General features: G+C 42.0%; 16 protein-coding genes. 2 read left to right on the plus strand and 14 right to left on the minus strand.

Translation table 11 applies throughout. From position 1 onward, the window contains the following. Positions 1-75: 75 nt before the first annotated feature. The 5 genes from DWX96_RS04505 to truA form a co-directional block, all read right to left on the minus strand. Complete coding sequence (locus tag DWX96_RS04505) at positions 76-1,998, minus strand: DNA gyrase/topoisomerase IV subunit B (RefSeq protein WP_118056859.1); 1,923 nt, start codon at positions 1,996-1,998, stop codon at positions 76-78. A gap of 479 nt (positions 1,999-2,477) precedes the next feature. Then, entirely contained in the window at positions 2,478-3,587 is a 1,110-nt protein-coding gene (locus tag DWX96_RS04510; protein ID WP_242988733.1) for a DUF1002 domain-containing protein, read from the minus strand. Positions 3,588-3,600: 13 nt separating this feature from the next. Then, the gene (locus DWX96_RS04515; protein WP_118056861.1) at positions 3,601-4,539 is read right to left on the minus strand and encodes an alpha/beta fold hydrolase; all 939 of its coding nucleotides are present in this window, start codon (positions 4,537-4,539) and stop codon (positions 3,601-3,603) included. A gap of 122 nt (positions 4,540-4,661) precedes the next feature. Further along, the gene (recJ, locus tag DWX96_RS04520) at positions 4,662-6,422 is read right to left on the minus strand and encodes a single-stranded-DNA-specific exonuclease RecJ (protein ID WP_118056862.1); all 1,761 of its coding nucleotides are present in this window, start codon (positions 6,420-6,422) and stop codon (positions 4,662-4,664) included. A 19-nt stretch (positions 6,423-6,441) separates the two neighbouring features. Next, positions 6,442-7,182, minus strand: a complete 741-nt coding sequence (gene truA / locus DWX96_RS04525) for a tRNA pseudouridine(38-40) synthase TruA (RefSeq protein ID WP_117840843.1) — start codon at positions 7,180-7,182, stop codon at positions 6,442-6,444. Positions 7,183-7,271: 89 nt separating this feature from the next. Between truA and DWX96_RS04530 the strand changes: the two genes are divergently transcribed. Both DWX96_RS04530 and DWX96_RS04535 read left to right on the plus strand, forming a co-directional pair. Further along, positions 7,272-8,534 carry a peptidoglycan-binding protein gene (locus DWX96_RS04530; RefSeq protein WP_118056863.1) on the plus strand — a complete coding sequence of 421 codons (1,263 nt, stop codon included), beginning with the start codon at positions 7,272-7,274 and terminating at the stop codon, positions 8,532-8,534. Between the two features lie 111 nt (positions 8,535-8,645). Then, complete coding sequence (locus tag DWX96_RS04535) at positions 8,646-9,152, plus strand: flavin reductase (protein ID WP_118056864.1); 507 nt, start codon at positions 8,646-8,648, stop codon at positions 9,150-9,152. 178 nt (positions 9,153-9,330) lie between these two features. Here DWX96_RS04535 and DWX96_RS04540 read toward each other — a convergent pair whose 3' ends face one another. The 9 genes from DWX96_RS04540 to nifS form a co-directional block, all read right to left on the minus strand. Continuing rightward, positions 9,331-9,987 (minus strand): FadR/GntR family transcriptional regulator, encoded by a 657-nt coding sequence (locus DWX96_RS04540; RefSeq protein WP_118056865.1) that lies wholly within the window; start codon positions 9,985-9,987, stop codon positions 9,331-9,333. Between the two features lie 46 nt (positions 9,988-10,033). Further along, a complete protein-coding gene (locus DWX96_RS04545; RefSeq protein ID WP_118056866.1) occupies positions 10,034-10,726 on the minus strand; it encodes an LrgB family protein in 693 nt (230 codons plus the stop codon). Continuing rightward, on the minus strand, positions 10,719-11,084 hold the full coding sequence (locus tag DWX96_RS04550) for a CidA/LrgA family protein (protein ID WP_118056867.1): 366 nt from the start codon (positions 11,082-11,084) through the stop codon (positions 10,719-10,721). Before DWX96_RS04550 ends, DWX96_RS04545 begins: the two co-directional genes overlap by 8 nt. A gap of 83 nt (positions 11,085-11,167) precedes the next feature. Further along, on the minus strand, positions 11,168-11,998 hold the full coding sequence (locus DWX96_RS04555) for a delta-lactam-biosynthetic de-N-acetylase (RefSeq protein WP_118056868.1): 831 nt from the start codon (positions 11,996-11,998) through the stop codon (positions 11,168-11,170). A gap of 80 nt (positions 11,999-12,078) precedes the next feature. Beyond that, positions 12,079-13,386, minus strand: a complete 1,308-nt coding sequence (locus tag DWX96_RS04560; protein ID WP_022242480.1) for an O-acetylhomoserine aminocarboxypropyltransferase/cysteine synthase family protein — start codon at positions 13,384-13,386, stop codon at positions 12,079-12,081. Between the two features lie 74 nt (positions 13,387-13,460). After that, on the minus strand, positions 13,461-14,393 hold the full coding sequence (gene cysK / locus DWX96_RS04565; protein WP_118056869.1) for a cysteine synthase A: 933 nt from the start codon (positions 14,391-14,393) through the stop codon (positions 13,461-13,463). A gap of 154 nt (positions 14,394-14,547) precedes the next feature. Next, positions 14,548-14,982, minus strand: a complete 435-nt coding sequence (locus tag DWX96_RS04570; protein ID WP_117698181.1) for an RrF2 family transcriptional regulator — start codon at positions 14,980-14,982, stop codon at positions 14,548-14,550. 78 nt (positions 14,983-15,060) lie between these two features. Then, positions 15,061-15,498 carry a Fe-S cluster assembly scaffold protein NifU gene (gene nifU / locus DWX96_RS04575; RefSeq protein ID WP_022242477.1) on the minus strand — a complete coding sequence of 146 codons (438 nt, stop codon included), beginning with the start codon at positions 15,496-15,498 and terminating at the stop codon, positions 15,061-15,063. A 24-nt stretch (positions 15,499-15,522) separates the two neighbouring features. Beyond that, positions 15,523-16,701: a cysteine desulfurase NifS gene (nifS, locus tag DWX96_RS04580; protein ID WP_118056870.1), complete on the minus strand. Its 1,179-nt coding sequence runs from the start codon at positions 16,699-16,701 to the stop codon at positions 15,523-15,525. Positions 16,702-16,788 lie beyond the last annotated feature (87 nt).

Here is a 16,788-nt window from a genome sequence, read left to right on the forward strand (position 1 = left end):
GATTTTCTGCTTCTATCATTTCCCATACATCCATAAAAATATGCTGTCAGCAATTCCTTACGGATTCATAGAAATTTATATGTCAAGTTCTGCATCCTTTGCATTATCATAGATGAATTTACGACGCGGCGGTACATCCGTTCCCATCAGCATCTCTGTTACATCCGATGCCATTCTGGCATCTTCGATTTCTACCTGTTTTAACATTCTTGTTTCCGGATTTAAGGTTGTCTCCCATAGCTGGTTTGCATCCATCTCTCCAAGACCTTTGTAACGCTGCAGGGTAAAAGAACCTTTATGTGTTTTACGATAACGTGCCAGTGCTGCATCATCATAAAGATATTCTTCTTCCCCTTTGCTTGGCATCGCCTTATATAATGGCGGCATCGCAATATAGACATGTCCTTCGTAAATCAGTTCCGGCATAAACCGGTAAAACAAAGTCAGAAGCAGCGTTGAAATATGTGCTCCATCCACATCTGCATCTGCCATGATAATTATCTTATCATAACGAAGCTTGCTGATATCAAAGTCATTTCCATATCCTTCGGAAAATCCGCAGCCAAATGCATAAATCATAGTTTTTATCTCTGCATTAGCCAATACTTTATCAATACTTGCTTTCTCTACATTTAATATCTTTCCACGAATCGGAAGAATTGCCTGGAACATTCGATTTCTTGCAGTCTTTGCAGAACCACCCGCAGAATCTCCCTCTACGATGAAAATCTCGCATTTGGATGCATCACGGCTCTCACAGTTTGCCAGTTTGCCATTGGAATCAAAAGAAAATTTCTGCTTGGTCAGAAGATTCGTTTTGGCTTTCTCTTCTGTCTTACGAATCTTGGCAGCCTTCTCGGCACAGCTGATAATTGCCTTTAAAGTATCCAGGTTACGGTCAAAGTACATCTGAATTTCATCATTGGTTACTTTTCCGGTGGCTCTTGCCGCATCCTGGTTATCAAGCTTGGTTTTCGTCTGCCCCTCAAATCTTGGGTCCGGATGTTTCACAGAAATAACGGCAGTCATTCCATTTCTTACATCTGTTCCGGTAAAGTTTGCATCCTTTTCTTTTAAGATGCCAAGCTCTCTTGCATAGGAATTAATCACCTGGGTAAAGGTTGTCTTAAAACCGGTCAGATGGGTTCCGCCCTCTGCATTGTAAATATTATTACAGAAGCCCAGCACATTCTCATGGAATTCTGTTGTATACTGGAATGCCACTTCAACAGAAATGCCCTCAGATTCTCCTTTGTAGTAAATCACATCATGAAGGCACTCACTGTTCTGGTTCATCTCCTTTACAAAGCCAATGATTCCATCCGGTTCATGATATTCAATATGTTCTGTTTCTTCTCCGCGCTTATCTTCGTAAATAATGGTCAGTGCCGGATTCAGATAAGCAGTCTCATGCAGACGGCTCTTTACCTCATCCTCTTTGAATCTTGTTTTCTCAAAGATTTCCGGATCCGGCAGGAAATTAATCTTTGTTCCGGTCTTTTTCGTCTTCCCAATTGTCGGCAGAAGTCCATTTATCAGCTCTACCGTTGGCACGCCACGCTCATAGCGGTCATGATGCACATAACCATCTCTGCTTATTTCTACATCCATATAAGTAGAAAGTGCATTTACAACAGAGGAACCTACTCCATGAAGACCACCGCTGGTCTTATATGCTGCATTATCAAATTTTCCGCCGGCATGCAGAGTAGAAAATACCACACGGGCTGCCGATACGCCCTTCTTATGCATTCCCACCGGAATTCCCCGTCCGTTATCTTCTACGGTACAGGAGCCATCTGCCTCTAATGTAACACGGATGGTATCACATACACCAGCAAGATGCTCATCTACCGAGTTATCCACGATTTCATATATTAAATGGTTCAATCCTTTTCTTGAGACGCTTCCAATATACATTCCCGGTCTCTTCCGGACAGCTTCCAGTCCTTCCAGTACGGAAATACTGCTTGCATCATATGTTTCCTGTTTCGCCATTGTTCCATTCCTTTCTTTCTAAAAACTGCTTCAAAAGAAGCCCTGCGGCTAGTATAACACATGGAGATTTTTTTGGCAAACATGTGTTTTCTATTTTGTTTGATCAGGAAGGAAATGGGCTTCTCATATATTTTATTTGGCAAATTGGTCAAAAGCATATCTATTTGTTCCACTGTATGCAAATAAGATGTTCTAAATGTACCTGATTAAATATAGAAATATCACGCAACTGTCCTAAACGAGCCATCCGGGCTCTTTAGGACTCATTCTGACATCCATGTCAGAATGTTGCTGTATCATGGCAGGTACATTAAGAACTTCTAATTTGCTTCCAAAGTCACAAATAGATATGTTTTTGTACAATTTTGCCATATCCAAAATTTGATTTCTCCATTTGGCACCTGACCTTTCAAAAAAAACAACTACCGGGTGAACCGGTAGTTGTCTGAAATCTCTTTTATAAAATTGTCCTGTCTTATTTAATTGAACAGATTCTTAAAGAAATCTGCAATAGAGGAAAACAGGTTGGAGAAAAAGCTTCCTATCTTATCAAAGATGCCGTCTGCACCAAGGTTTTCAATCTTGTCATAAATGGATTTTGCCTGATTTACAAGGCTGTCTACATCAAGATCCAGATTGCCAATCTTCTTTAACAGGTCTAATAACTGCTCTTTCTGCTCTTCTGTCAGTGCAACATCAAATTTATCTGCTGCTTCATCAATGGCATCACGGATACTTGCATCATCCGTAAGATTGTTTTCTGCCATCTGCTGTTTTAAGTATGCAACCAGTCCTTCTACGGATTCTGCATCTGCACCAGTGCTGCTCTCTAACTGTCCGGTTAAAACCAGCTCATTTAATGCAGTATCTACATTTTCCTGTGGAAGTTCTTTTCCGGTAATCTCCTGGTATGCCTTAAACACACCTACCAGAGCTGCTGTTCCGGAAATATTCTGTGGTCCTGCAACAATTATGTCCGCATCTTCAATTCCGGCTGTTACCAGTGCATTCTTATACATACCAACTGTACAGTATGAAATATTCTTGGTGGAAATATTGATTCCATTTCCTTTATCTTTCTTTACGATTACTACAGAAGACCAGGATTTACTTCCAATCTGTGAAGATGGAATATATGCATCCAGATACTGGTGTTCTTCGGAATTGTTTACTGTAACTACATCATAATTATCAAGCTGTGCAGGATCAATGCCCATCAGACTTAATACTGTATTCTTCTGCTCCTCAGACAGATCAGCACCCAGTGCCAGATATGGTTTATCGCTTTCTTTGATCACGACATTGTCATCTGCCTTATCTTCTGCCGCTGCCGGATTATCTGCAGCTGCTCCACTTTCCGGAGTGCCGGCTGCTGCTCCACTTTCCGGAGTGCCGGCTGCTGCTCCACTATCTGTATTGGCTGCTGCATCGGAACCGTTGTTCTCTCCGCCTGCTGCAGTACCATTTTCCGATGATGTCTCTGTAGACAGTGTTCCTGTCACTTCTGCTGCGGATGCCTGAAATGGCACTCCAAGAAACAGCATACATGCCAATCCCATTCCCATTATTTTTTTGATATGTTTTTTCATTTTTTCCTCCTTTTCAGGCAAGGTGAACATTCATCCATGCCAGAATATCATGATATACAACATCACGGTCTGTCTCATTTAAGATTTCGTGACGGTCGTTGTCATATAATTTCCAGGTAATATCCTCTTTGCCGGCTGCGTCAAATTTATTATATACCTTCTTTACGCCGCTGCCGCAGCCTCCCACCGGATCCATTGCTCCCGATACAAAGAATAACGGAAGACTCTTTGGAACTGCTTCAATATTTTCCTGCTGGTTGTCAAAAAGAACTGCCTCAAACAGTCCCATATAAGCATTTACCGTAAATACAAACGTGCATTTCGGGTCTGCATAATAGGTTTTTACTATTTCTTCATCCTTGGTCAGCCAGCTATTGGAAGCATCTTTTCCTGTCAGGTCAAACTGATGATAGTATTTATCATAAGATAATTTCTGTAATAATTTACTTCTGTGATGCCAGCCGAAAAATGCTGCCTGCAGCTTTGCAATAAACATGGCAAGCTTTGTGGTATTGTCCGGAATACAGCCAGTTCCCATAATTATAGCACCGGTAAGCCCCTCTCCATGTATCGCCAGATATTTCCGAAGCATATAAGAACCCATGCTGTGTCCTAACATAAAATAAGGCACACCCGGATGCTCTTTCCGTGTTATCTCCCGGAGTGTATGCATATCAGCAACCACCGTATCGCTGGGATGCTCTGCAAAATATCCCCATTCATCCTTAGATACAACGGATTCGCCGTGTCCGATATGATCATGACCTACCACCAGAAAACCATTGTCATTTAAAAATTCTGCAAAAGCCTGGTAGCGCTCAATATATTCCACCATACCATGTGTTATCTGTAAAATTGCACGATACTTTCCATCTTCCGGAGTCCATCGTACTGCATGAACTGTGGTTCGTCCATCTGCGGAAGGGAAAGAAAATACTTCCTCTTTCGTCATATAATATACCCCCTGTATGTTATAAATCCCTTATATTTTACAATGATTCTGCACTTTTTACAACCGAAGCGTCCTGCAAAAACCATAATACTCTATTAAATTTTTCTTAAATCCCTAAAGTTTTACCTAAAACGCCGTATTATTGCCTGCACACTTTCTCTTCCACTGTAAGTGTCCACTGCCGGCTCATAAACGGCTGCAAACTGTATGCTGTTTTCTTTTCCATGCATAGCTGCATCCACTTCTTCACTGCCAAACTTTTCACTGAGAAATGTAAGAAATTTTTCCACTTCTCCAAAATAGACTCCTGCCACCGGATTCCCCTTTGAATCCAACAAATGAAGCTTTAACACATTCCGGTTTACGCCCACTATACCGGCTCTCGTAATCTTAATATTACGGTCTGCAAATACCGGTCTGGTATTGGACTTTCCGCAAGGCTCCAGCACACTTAACTGCCGGATGGTATCTACCGTAAAATAGGACATCGGAAGCACCGCATCCAGCCTTACCACCTCTGCCATATCTTCTTCAGAAAGTTCTGCCTTCTGATTAAGCTGTTCCCGCAATTTATCAATATCTTCTTCCCGCATGGAAAGTCCTGCTGCCATAGGATGTCCGCCGTATTTTGTAAACAGCTCCACCACTTCCGTCATTTTATCAAACATGGAATAGGCTTCGATGGAACGACCGGAGCCTTTGACTCCTTCTTCTCCTCTGGTCAGTACAAATACCGGTCTCTGATAGGCTTCCCGGATTCTTCCGGCAATGATTCCTGCAAGACTCTCATGGCATTCCGGCAGGTAAACCACTAATACTTTATCTTTTTCCCGGCCTTCATTTTCAATCTGTTCCAATGCCTTCTGTGTCTCCTGCTGTGTCATATATTTCCGGCTTTCGTTAAGCTCCACCAATTCGCCTGCCAGTGCAGAAGCCTTTACTTCATCCCGCTCAAGCAGCAGCTCCAGGGAACGTTTTGCCGTATCCAGTCTGCCGCTGGCATTGATACATGGTCCCAATACAAAGCCGATATGATATGCACTCAACGGCTTGTCGGATAGCTTGTTTTTTGCAATCAACGCTTTCATGCCGGGATTCTTCGTATGCTCTAACGCTTTTAACCCAAGCTTTACCAAAATGCGGTTCTCTCCGGTTAAATCCATGACATCCCCCACCGTTGCAAAGCCTGCATTTTCAATAAAAATATCCGCTTCTTCCACCGGAATATCCATTCTCTCATAAAGCACCTGCACCAGCTTCCATGCCACTACTGCTCCGCAGATTCCTTTGCATGGATACAGGCAGTCTTTCTGTTTAGGATTTACAATGGCATCCGCATTACTCTGCAGAAATTCCTTTCCCTGCTCTGTATTGCAATAAGGAATCTCATGATGGTCCGTTACTACAACCGTCATTCCTTTTTCCTTTGCAAAATTAATCTCGTTGATTGCAGCAATTCCATTGTCGCAGGTAATCAAAAGTTCTTTTCTATCGGACAATGCCTGCTCGATTAAATGCTCATTGATTCCATAACCATCCTTCATCCGGTCCGGGATTGCAGCATCCACATTGCCGCCGCACCGGCGGATTCCCTCTAATAAAATATAAGTCGCATTGACACCATCGATATCATAATCACCAATGATACGCATGGCCTTTTTCTCTGCAATGCCCTCTGCAATAATTTCTGCAGCTTTATCCGCATCCTTTAATAAATGGGGATTATGTAATGCCTCTTTTCCACCATACAAATATTCTGTAATTTCTTTTTCATCTGTTATATCCCGGTTTCTTATAATCCGGGCAATCAGCGGGTCAATTCCATATTTCTTTGCCTTTTCCATGAAATTGCCGCCTTTTCTGATTTCAATCCATTTCTCCATGAAGCTTTCTCTGCCTTATCTATTCATATTCCACATTTATGAGCACCAGTCCCTTTGCTGCTGCCATTGGTCCTGCCAGACTGCGGTTTCTGCCCTCTAATATTTCTTTCATCTCACGAACTTCCCGCTTTCCCGTTCCAACTTCTAACAGTGTTCCGGTAAGGATTCGCACCATGTTCTGTAAAAATCCATTTCCGGTAAAAGAAATGTCAAGTTCATCCTTTTTCTCTTCCAAGCGAATCTCATAAATCGTCCGTACTGCCGATTTTTTGAAATGACGGTTGCCGCAAAAAGAAGTAAAATCGTGGGTTCCAATCAGCACTTCCGCCGCTGCCTTCATTTTGTTAATATTCAGGTTTTCTGCCACCGGTGTTACATATTTTCTCCGGAATACATCCGGCTTCTCTCCTAAAAAAATGCGATAGCAATAAGTCTTTTTTACTGCGTTTAATCTGCTGTGAAACCGGAGTGGTACTTCGGATACCTCCAATACCACAATATCCTCCGGCAGATACTGGTTGCAGTACCTCTTTATCTCTTCCGGTTCATATGCACTCTGAAGTTTAAAATTTGCCACCTGTCCCATGGCATGCACGCCCGCATCCGTTCTTCCGGAGCCATGTATCTCTATTTCTTCTCCTGTCATTTTCTCCAATACCGACTGCAGCTTTCCCTGAATGGTCTGCTCCGTATTTCCCTGCACCTGCCATCCGCTGTATCTGCTGCCATCGTATTGCAATATCATTTTATAATTTGTCATGTTATTTCTCCATTCATTATGCAACAGTATAACACGTTTTTCTCCATTCCGGCATATACTTTATGGAATAAATATCATGAGGTTTCCATATGTCAAACCTTTCTTATATGCAAAAAACCACGGACATGGGGCAACTGCGGATTCATGTCACCACAGAGCGTGGCTTTTTCCCTATTAAAGATGCCTCCATCCGTCTTTCCTATACGGGAAATCCTACTGAAATCATTGAAGAACTATCAACTGACATTTCCGGTCAGACTGCAGCAGTTGAACTGCCGGCTCCCCCCTTAGAATATAGCATGGAACCTTCTGAATTCCAGCCTTACTCGGAATATACCATTCAGGTAAATGCGTCCGGCTACCGTCCCATCAACATTTCCGGAATCTCCGTTCTGCCGGATAAAACTTCCATCCAAAATGTCCGGATGGAAACTGCCACCGTGGAAAATCCCCCGGAACGAAATATTGTTATTACTGCCAACACTCTCTATGGGAATTTTCCGCCGAAAATCCCAGAGGATGAAATCAAGCCGATGAATGAAAGCGGCGAAATTGTCTTAAGCCGTGTTGTCATCCCGGAATATGTTATTGTCCATGACGGACCGCCAAGCGATTCTTCCGCCAACGACTACTATGTCCGCTACCGGGATTACATCAAAAATGTTGCCTCCAGCGAAATCTATGCTACCTGGCCGGATGCAGCTCTCCGTGCAAATATTTTAGCGATTATGTCCTTTACCCTGAACCGGGTGTATACGGAGTGGTACCGGAACAAAGGCTATGATTTTACCATTACTTCTTCCACCGCCTTTGACCACAAATTTGTCTACGGCAGAAACATCTTTTCCAACATTTCCAATATCGTCGATGAGATGTTTAACAGCTACCTTTCCCGTCCGAACGTCCGCCAGCCGATTCTGACACAGTACTGTGACGGGCAGCGGGTAAGCTGCCCGAACTGGATGACTCAGTGGGGGTCGAAATACTTAGCCGACCAGGGATATTCCACCATTGAGATTCTGCGCTACTATTACGGCAGCAGTATGTATATCAACACGGCGGATGAAATCAGTGGTGTACCTGCTTCCTGGCCGGGCAGCAACCTTGAGATTGGTTCTATCGGGGATAAGGTGCGGATGCTACAGGAGCAGCTGAACCGGATTGCACGTAACTATCCTGCGCTTCCGACTATTACCGTGGATGGCATTTATGGTCCTGCCACCAAAGCTGCCGTAGAAAAATTCCAGTCCATCTTTGGGCTTCCAGTTACCGGAATTGTGGATTTCCGTACCTGGTACCGTATTTCCGAAATTTATGTGGCAGTTTCCAGAATTGCAGAATTGTATCAATAAATTTCATAACTTAAACCTTTTCGGGAATTCTTTTTACCGCAAACCCATAGTAATTATAAAAATACAATGCTATACTAAATTCATATTACGAATTTACTGGAGGGAAAAATAATGCATACATTTCAACCATATCCAATTGACCTTATGGAAATGAATCCATTTACTAAAATCGGCAAAGAATGGATGTTAATCACAGCAGGTGATGCGAAGAAAGCAAATACAATGACTGCAAGCTGGGGCGGTGTTGGTGTCCTCTGGGGAAAAAATGTTGTCTACATCTTTGTAAGAGATACACGCTATACCAAAGAATTTATTGATAATGGAGAGACATTCTCACTGACCTTTTTAGATGAGTCCAATAAAAGAGCTTTAAAATATCTTGGAGCTGTTTCCGGACGTGATGAAAATAAAATTGAAAATGCAAGAATGCATCTTGATTACTGCAAGGACACACCTTATATTGACGAAGGAAATCTGGTATTTATCTGCCGTAAATTATCTGCTACAAAGATGACTCCGGACCAGTTTATTGATTCTTCTATCGAAAGCAGCTGGTATGCCGATGGCAACCTTCACACCATGTATGTGGGTGAAATCTTAGAAATACTTGCCCGCTAAGCTACTTGCGTAACCATAGGAAACATGATTTGCAAGTTTCTACAGTTATCGCGGTGCTCGCCAAATCTGCATATGCAGGCATGCGATTTTTCTCGCTACTCATGTAAAATACCCGGCGGCGGTTCTTTTCAGACTCATCTAAAAAGGAACCACTGCCGGGCATTTTTTTACCATCATTTTACTTATGAATAATATCATAATGTGCCTGTACGGCAGCATCGATTTTTCTCTGATCTCCCGTTTCGATTGCTTCTGCAATTTCTACATGAAGCTTCCACATTTTTTCAAATTTCTCGGCATCTGCATTTTCCCAGCCTTTTCGGATACTTTCCTTATAAATTTCAGAAAATACCTGCATAATCGCAATCATGAAGCGGTTGCCGGAACCTAATATTAATTTCTGATGGAACTCCCGGTCAATCTCATAACTTCTCTGCTGGTCAGCATTCTGCATAGATTCTGCCAGTGCTTTTAACTCCGCAATATCCTGTTTACTCATGTTTTTAGCTGCCAGAAGACCTATCGCATGTTCTAAAAGGCAGCGTGCCTCTGCAAGCTCATCCTTATCTATCTGCTGCAATAGCAGCATCATATTAATTACTTCTGAAAGGCTTTTTTCCATGTTGCAGCAGATATAATTGCCGGAGCCCTGCTGGCTTTCAATCAATCCGATATTCTCCATACTCTTTAATGCTTCCCGGATAGATGGACGTGACATACCAAGTGTTTCTGCCATTTCACGTTCTGTTGGCAGCTTGCTTCCTACCTGAAACTCCCCACTCCGTATTCCATCTTTTACGAATGCCATTACCCTCTTATACTCTCTGTCCTTCATCTGAATCTCCTTTCATCCCTTGCAAAATTATTGCATCATAGATACATCAATAAAAATTAGCAAATACAGTTGCTGCTGCTACCGTCAGAAGTCCTGCTACTGCAATGGCAAGACTGCTCATTGCTCCTTCTACTTCTCCCATTTCCATGGCACGGGCGGTTCCGATTGCATGGGCGGAAGTACCGAGTGCCAGTCCCTTTGCCACCGGCTCTTCTATATGAAATACACGGCATACCACTTCTGCGATCATATTTCCCAAGACTCCGGTAATGATAATTACTGCCACCGTAATCGTTACGATTCCTCCAAGTTCTTCAGATACTCCCATTCCAATTGCTGTGGTAATGGATTTTGGCAGAAGGGTTACATATTCCTCATGATTCAGATGAAATATCACCGCAAAAAGAAGCACACTTCCCACACTTGCAATGACACCGGATATAATTCCTGCTACAATGGCACTTTTATGTTTTTTTAACAATTCCAGCTGCTCATACAACGGAACAGCAAGACATACCGTTGCCGGGGTTAAAAGGTAGCTTAAATATTTTGCACCTTCATAATAACTGTCATAGTCAATCCTGCATACACTTAATACAGCAATAACAAAAATAATAGAAATCAAAAGCGGATTAAACAGTGCCAGCTTTAATTTGCGCTTTAACAGCGCTCCGATTTCATATCCAATGAGACTGATCACCACACCAAAGAAAAGGGTATCTCCTGCAAAATTATTCATTTTCTTCTTTCTCCCTTCCCTTTCGTATCACATGCTGCGTCACTCTTCCGGTCACAGCCATAACAATAATCGTCGTAAGTACTGTAATGACAATCACCGGCACAATAGTCGGACGCAGAACGCTCCAGGAGTCCAGAAGTCCTACTGCTGCCGGAATAAACATCACCGGCATAATTTCAATCAAGAATACCGCAGTGTCCTTCACCTGTTCTATCTTAACGATACCTGTTACCAGCGCAAGCAGCATTAACACCAGTCCGTAAATGCTTGCAGGCACTGGTAACGGCAGCGCCATATGCAGAATTTCTCCAGCAAAAGAAATTGCCAGAATTAAAAAAAACTGTCTAAAATACTTCATTTCTAAATCCTCCGATTGGTATTACCAATCAAAGAGTATAATACAAAAGAAGTAAAAAGACAAGTTTTATTTAAGAATTTTTTCTAAGAATTAGAACCTGCGATTAACTCATCCAGAGTACCAAAATGGTAGCCCATCTCTTCCCACTTTGTAAGTAGTTCATCTAATATTTCACCATTGGTCTTCGAAGTATTGTGCAGCAGCACAACAGCTCCCGGATGAATACGTCCGGTGAGTTTTTCAAAGGCCTCTTCTTTTGTTGGCTGATTATCCGGATCCCAGTCCACATAGGCAAGACTCCAGAAAAAAGTATAATAGCCTAATTCTTTTGCCATTTTCAGATTTGATTCACTGTATTTCCCCTGAGGCGGCCGGTAAAATTTAACCATCTCCTTGTCTGTAATCTCTTCATAAAGTAACTTGACATCTTCAACTTCCTTTTGAAATGACGATACATCTGCAATTTCTGACATATCCGGATGATGATAAGTATGGTTTCCTACGGTATGACCTTCTTCCACCATTTTCCTTACCAGATCCGGACTGGTCTCTAAGAAATGCCCTACTACAAAGAATGTTGCCTTTACATCATGCTTTTTCAATGCTTCCAGTATCTTCTCCGTATTTCCATTCTCATAGCCGCAGTCAAAGGTCAGGTAAATCACCTTATCATCGCCATTACCAATAAAATATGTATTATATTTCCGCAATTCTTCCGGTGTGGCATTTCCGGTTGGCTGTGTCCCCGATTCACCAAATCCAAGTCCCCAGTTCTCTGTTGTAAATGCCACTGCATTTACTCCCAGTAAGTCGCCATTCTGCCAGTTTTTTACCAGCACTGCACTCCCACGGCCTGCACAAAATACCAATGCCAGCATTACCGCCACTGCCAGTATCCTTTTCCATTTTTTCATAAAAAAAGCCTCATATACTCTTTCTAAAGTATATGAGACTTCTTTTATCTCATGCTTTTCATTTTAGTTCTTTCAGTCATTTACTCTACTGCCTTGAATGCTTCCTCTAAGTCTTCAATAATATCGTCGATATTTTCTGTTCCGATAGAAAGGCGGATGGTATTCGGTTTGATTCCCTGCTCTTCTAATTCTTCTGCGCTAAGCTGGGAATGTGTGGTTGATGCAGGATGAATCACCAGGGATTTTACATCTGCAACATTTGCCAGTAAGGAGAAGATTTCCAGATTGTCGATGAAATCTTTTGCCTTTCTGTCATCACCTTTGATTTCAAAGGTAAAAATAGAACCGCCACCGTTCGGGAAGTATTTCTTATATAATTCCTGCTGCTTTGGATCTGTACTTACTGCAGGATGATTTACACGCTCCACCTGTGGATGGTTATTTAAGAACTCTACTACCTTCAATGCATTCTGTACATGACGTTCTACTCTTAAGGATAATGTCTCTAATCCCTGTAAGAAGATAAATGCATGGAACGGAGATAAAGTTGCTCCGGTATCACGAAGTAAGATTGCACGAATCTTGGTTACAAATGCTGCCGGTCCTACTGCCTTGGTAAAGCTGATGCCATGATAACTTGGATTTGGCTCAGTTAAAGATGCAAATTTTCCACTTGCCTCCCAATCAAATTTTCCGCTGTCTACGATAACTCCACCAATTGTTGTTCCGTGTCCACCAATGAATTTTGTTGCAGAATGTACCACGATGTCTGCGCCATACTCAATCGGACGAACCAGATAAGGTGTTGCAAAAGTGTTATCTACGACTAATGGAATCTTGTGTGCATGTGCTACTTTTGCGATGGCTTCAATATCAGCTACGTCTGAGTTAGGATTTCCTAATGTCTCAATATATAAAGCTTTTGTATTATCTTTGATTGCTGCTTCAAATGCTTCCGGCTCCGGCTCAACGAAGGTTGTTGTAATGCCGTACTGTGGAAGTGTATGCTCCAACAGGTTATAAGAACCACCATAGATATTCTTTGCAGCTACAATATGGTCACCATTCTGTGCAAGATTTTCAATCGTATAAGTAATTGCTGCTGCTCCAGATGCTACTGCCAACGCTGCAACTCCACCCTCTAATGCTGCAATTCTCTTCTCAAATACATCTTCTGTCGGATTCGTAAGTCTTCCATAAATATTTCCTGCATCTGCAAGACCAAATCTTGCTTCCGCATGGTCGCTGTTGCGGAATACATAGGATGATGTCTGATAAATAGGGACTGCTCTTGCATCTGTCACCGGATCCGGATTTTCCTGTCCTACATGTAACTGTAAAGTTTCAAATTTTAAATTACGTTCTGCTCTGCTTTTCTTTGTGCTCATCTTCTTTTTCTCCGTTCTGTTATTTATTTCTGTCACTCTGATGTTACATCAGATTTTTTCTATTCTACTGCAAATTACTCTGTAAATAAAGCTGTTGAATAATATCTGTCTCCATTGTCCGGTAATAAAGCTACAATTGTTTTTCCTTTATTTTCAGGTCTCTTTGCCAGTTCAATTGCTGCATAAGCTGCTGCTCCGGAAGAAATTCCTACTAATACGCCCTCTTTGTGTGCAATTTCTTTTGCCACACGAAAAGCATCTTCGTTCTCTACCGGAAATACCTCATCATATACTCTGGTGTTTAATACATCCGGTACGAATCCTGCACCGATACCCTGAATCTTATGTGCTCCACTCTTACCTTCGGATAATACCGGTGAAGATGCCGGCTCTACTGCTACAACTTTAACATCTGCTTTCTGCTCTTTTAAGTATTCACCGGTTCCTGTTACGGTTCCACCTGTACCAACTCCTGCTACGAAGATGTCTACTGCTCCGTCCGTATCTTTCCAGATTTCCGGTCCTGTTGTCTCTTTGTGTACTTTTGGATTCGCAGGGTTTACAAACTGTCCAGGGATAAAGCTGTTTGGAATCTCTTTTGCAAGTTCATCCGCTTTTGCAATTGCACCTTTCATTCCTTTGCTTGCTTCTGTCAGAACAATTTCTGCACCGTAAGCCTTTAAGATGTTTCTACGTTCAACACTCATGGATTCCGGCATAGTAAGAATGATACGGTATCCCTTGGCTGCCGCAAGTGCTGCAAGACCAATTCCTGTATTTCCGGATGTCGGCTCGATAATAACAGAACCTTCTTTTAACTGTCCTTTTGCTTCTGCATCTTCAATCATTGCTTTTGCGATACGGTCCTTTACGCTTCCTGCCGGATTGAAATATTCCAGTTTGAAAAGTAATTTTGCTTCTAAGTTATACGCCTTTTCTAAATTAATTGCCTCGATTAATGGTGTATTTCCAATCAGTCCTAATGTTCCTTTATAAATGTTTGCCATGATAATAATCTCCTTTTCCCTAAATTCATATTTTTCCTATCTGTTTGATATGGATTAAGTATAATATAAAACGATGTGTACCAATTGTCAAGACTTTTTTCAAATAAATTATTTAAAATATTTTGTTTCATTGGTACACACCGACCTCGTCCATTTAAATGACATAATCGCTGCTGATATCCTGCTGCCATTCCATCAAATCCTCTAACGTATACTTGTCTACTACACTCTTAATCGCATCGTTTAATTCTTTCCAGATACGAAGTGTTACACATTCTGACTGACGCTCACAGGTGTTCACATCATCCTCAAGACACGATACCGGTGCAAGGCTTCCTTCTACCTGACGCAATATCATCCCTATTGTATATTCCTTCGGTGTCTTTGATAAACGATATCCTCCCTGGGGGCCTCTGATGCTCTTAACAAACCCTGCCCGTACCAGTGTAGAAATAATCTGTTCCAAGTATTTCATGGAAATATCCTGACGTTCCGCAACATCTTTAAGACGTACCGGTTCAACTTCATCATTCATTGCTATATCAAGAAGAAGTCGGACAGCATAACGTCCCTTTGTTGAAATCTTCATACTGTACCTCCATTTCTATATGTCCATAGATACAGTATATTCCTTTTTTCCTACTATGTCAATATGAATATATTGTTTTTAATATTCTTCCTCTTCTTCACCCTCAGAGATGTCGTTCTTCGGCTTCTTTAAGCCTTCAATGACAATGCCATTCTTCTCAGCATAATCCCAAAGTGCAGCATGAATACCTTCTTCTGCCAGAAGGGAACAATGCACTTTAACCGGTGGTAGTCCGTCTAATGCTTCCATTACTGCTTTATTGGTTACAAGTAATGCTTCCTGTACGGTCTTTCCCTTTACCAGCTCTGTTGCCATACTACTGGTTGCAACTGCAGCACCACATCCAAAGGTCTTAAACTTGCAGTCCTGAATCACACCATTATCATCAATATCAAGATAGATTCGCATAATATCACCGCATTTTGCATTTCCTACCGTTCCTACTCCGCTGGCATTTTCAATCTCTCCTACATTTCTCGGATTCTGAAAATGATCCATAACTTTTTCACTATACATAATCGTTACTCCTTTTCTTCTCTATTACTGCTGGTTCTTTACAAAATCTTCGTATAACGGTGACATGCTGCGTAAATGTGCAACAATCTCTTTGATTGCGTCTACCGTGGTGTCAATCTGCTCTTTGGTGGTATCTGCGCCTAAAGTCAGGCGGAGTGAGCCATGTGCAATCTCATGTGGCAGTCCAATTGCCAGCAATACATGAGACGGGTCTAAGGAACCAGAAGTACATGCTGAACCGGAGGATGCACAAATCCCCTTCATATCTAACATAATCAGCATGGATTCTCCTTCCACAAAACGGAAGCATGCATTGACATTATTGGCAAGACGATGCTCTCTGTCTCCATTGATTTTCACATATGGGATTTCCTTTTCAAAACGGGAAATCATGTAATCTCTCAATTCTCTTTCTCTTGCAGTACGCTCTTCCATGGAAGCAAATGCCAACTCTGCAGCTTTACCGAAACCTACGATTCCCGGTACATTTTCCGTTCCGGCTCTTCTCTTTCTCTCCTGTGCACCACCATGTACAAAGGAGCGGATTTTTACACCTTTTCTGATATAGAGGAAACCGATTCCCTTTGGTCCGTTTAATTTATGGCCACTGCTGCTTAACATATCAATATTCATTTCATCTACCTGGATTGGCTCCTGACCAAATGCCTGTACTGCATCAGTATGGAATAAAACTCCATGTGCCTTGGCAATTGCACCAATCTCTGTAACCGGCTCAATGGTGCCAATCTCATTGTTGGCAAACATAATAGAAATCAGAATGGTATCCGGACGGATTGCTGCTTCTACATCTGCCGGATTGATACGTCCATTCTCATCCACATCAAGATAAGTTACCTCAAAGCCCTGTCTTTCCAACCATTCACAGGTATGAAGAATTGCATGATGCTCAATCTTACTGGTGATGATATGTTTTCCTTTTTCTTTATAAGCTTCTGCTGTTGCTTTCAGTGCCCAGTTATCAGATTCACTTCCACCTGCCGTAAAATATATTTCTTCCGGTTTCGCACCGATTCCTGCTGCAATAATATCTCTGGCCCTTGTTACTGCCTTGCGGCTTTCCTCACCTAATGCATAAATGGTAGATGCATTTCCATAATACCGGGTAAAATAAGGAAGCATTGCCTCCACTACCCGCTCGTCCGTTCTTGTTGTTGCCGCATTGTCCAGATAGATTAATTCCATCGGTTTTCCTCCTTTATCAATTTGCTTTATCAGCTATTTTCGTCCTATTTCCAAGTAATTCAGTCGGAACTAAGAATAACACCTTAG

The sequence above is a fragment of the Roseburia sp. AF22-2LB genome (assembly GCF_003461125.1).
Taxonomy (GTDB): Bacteria; Bacillota; Clostridia; order Lachnospirales; family Lachnospiraceae; genus Roseburia_C; species Roseburia_C amylophila.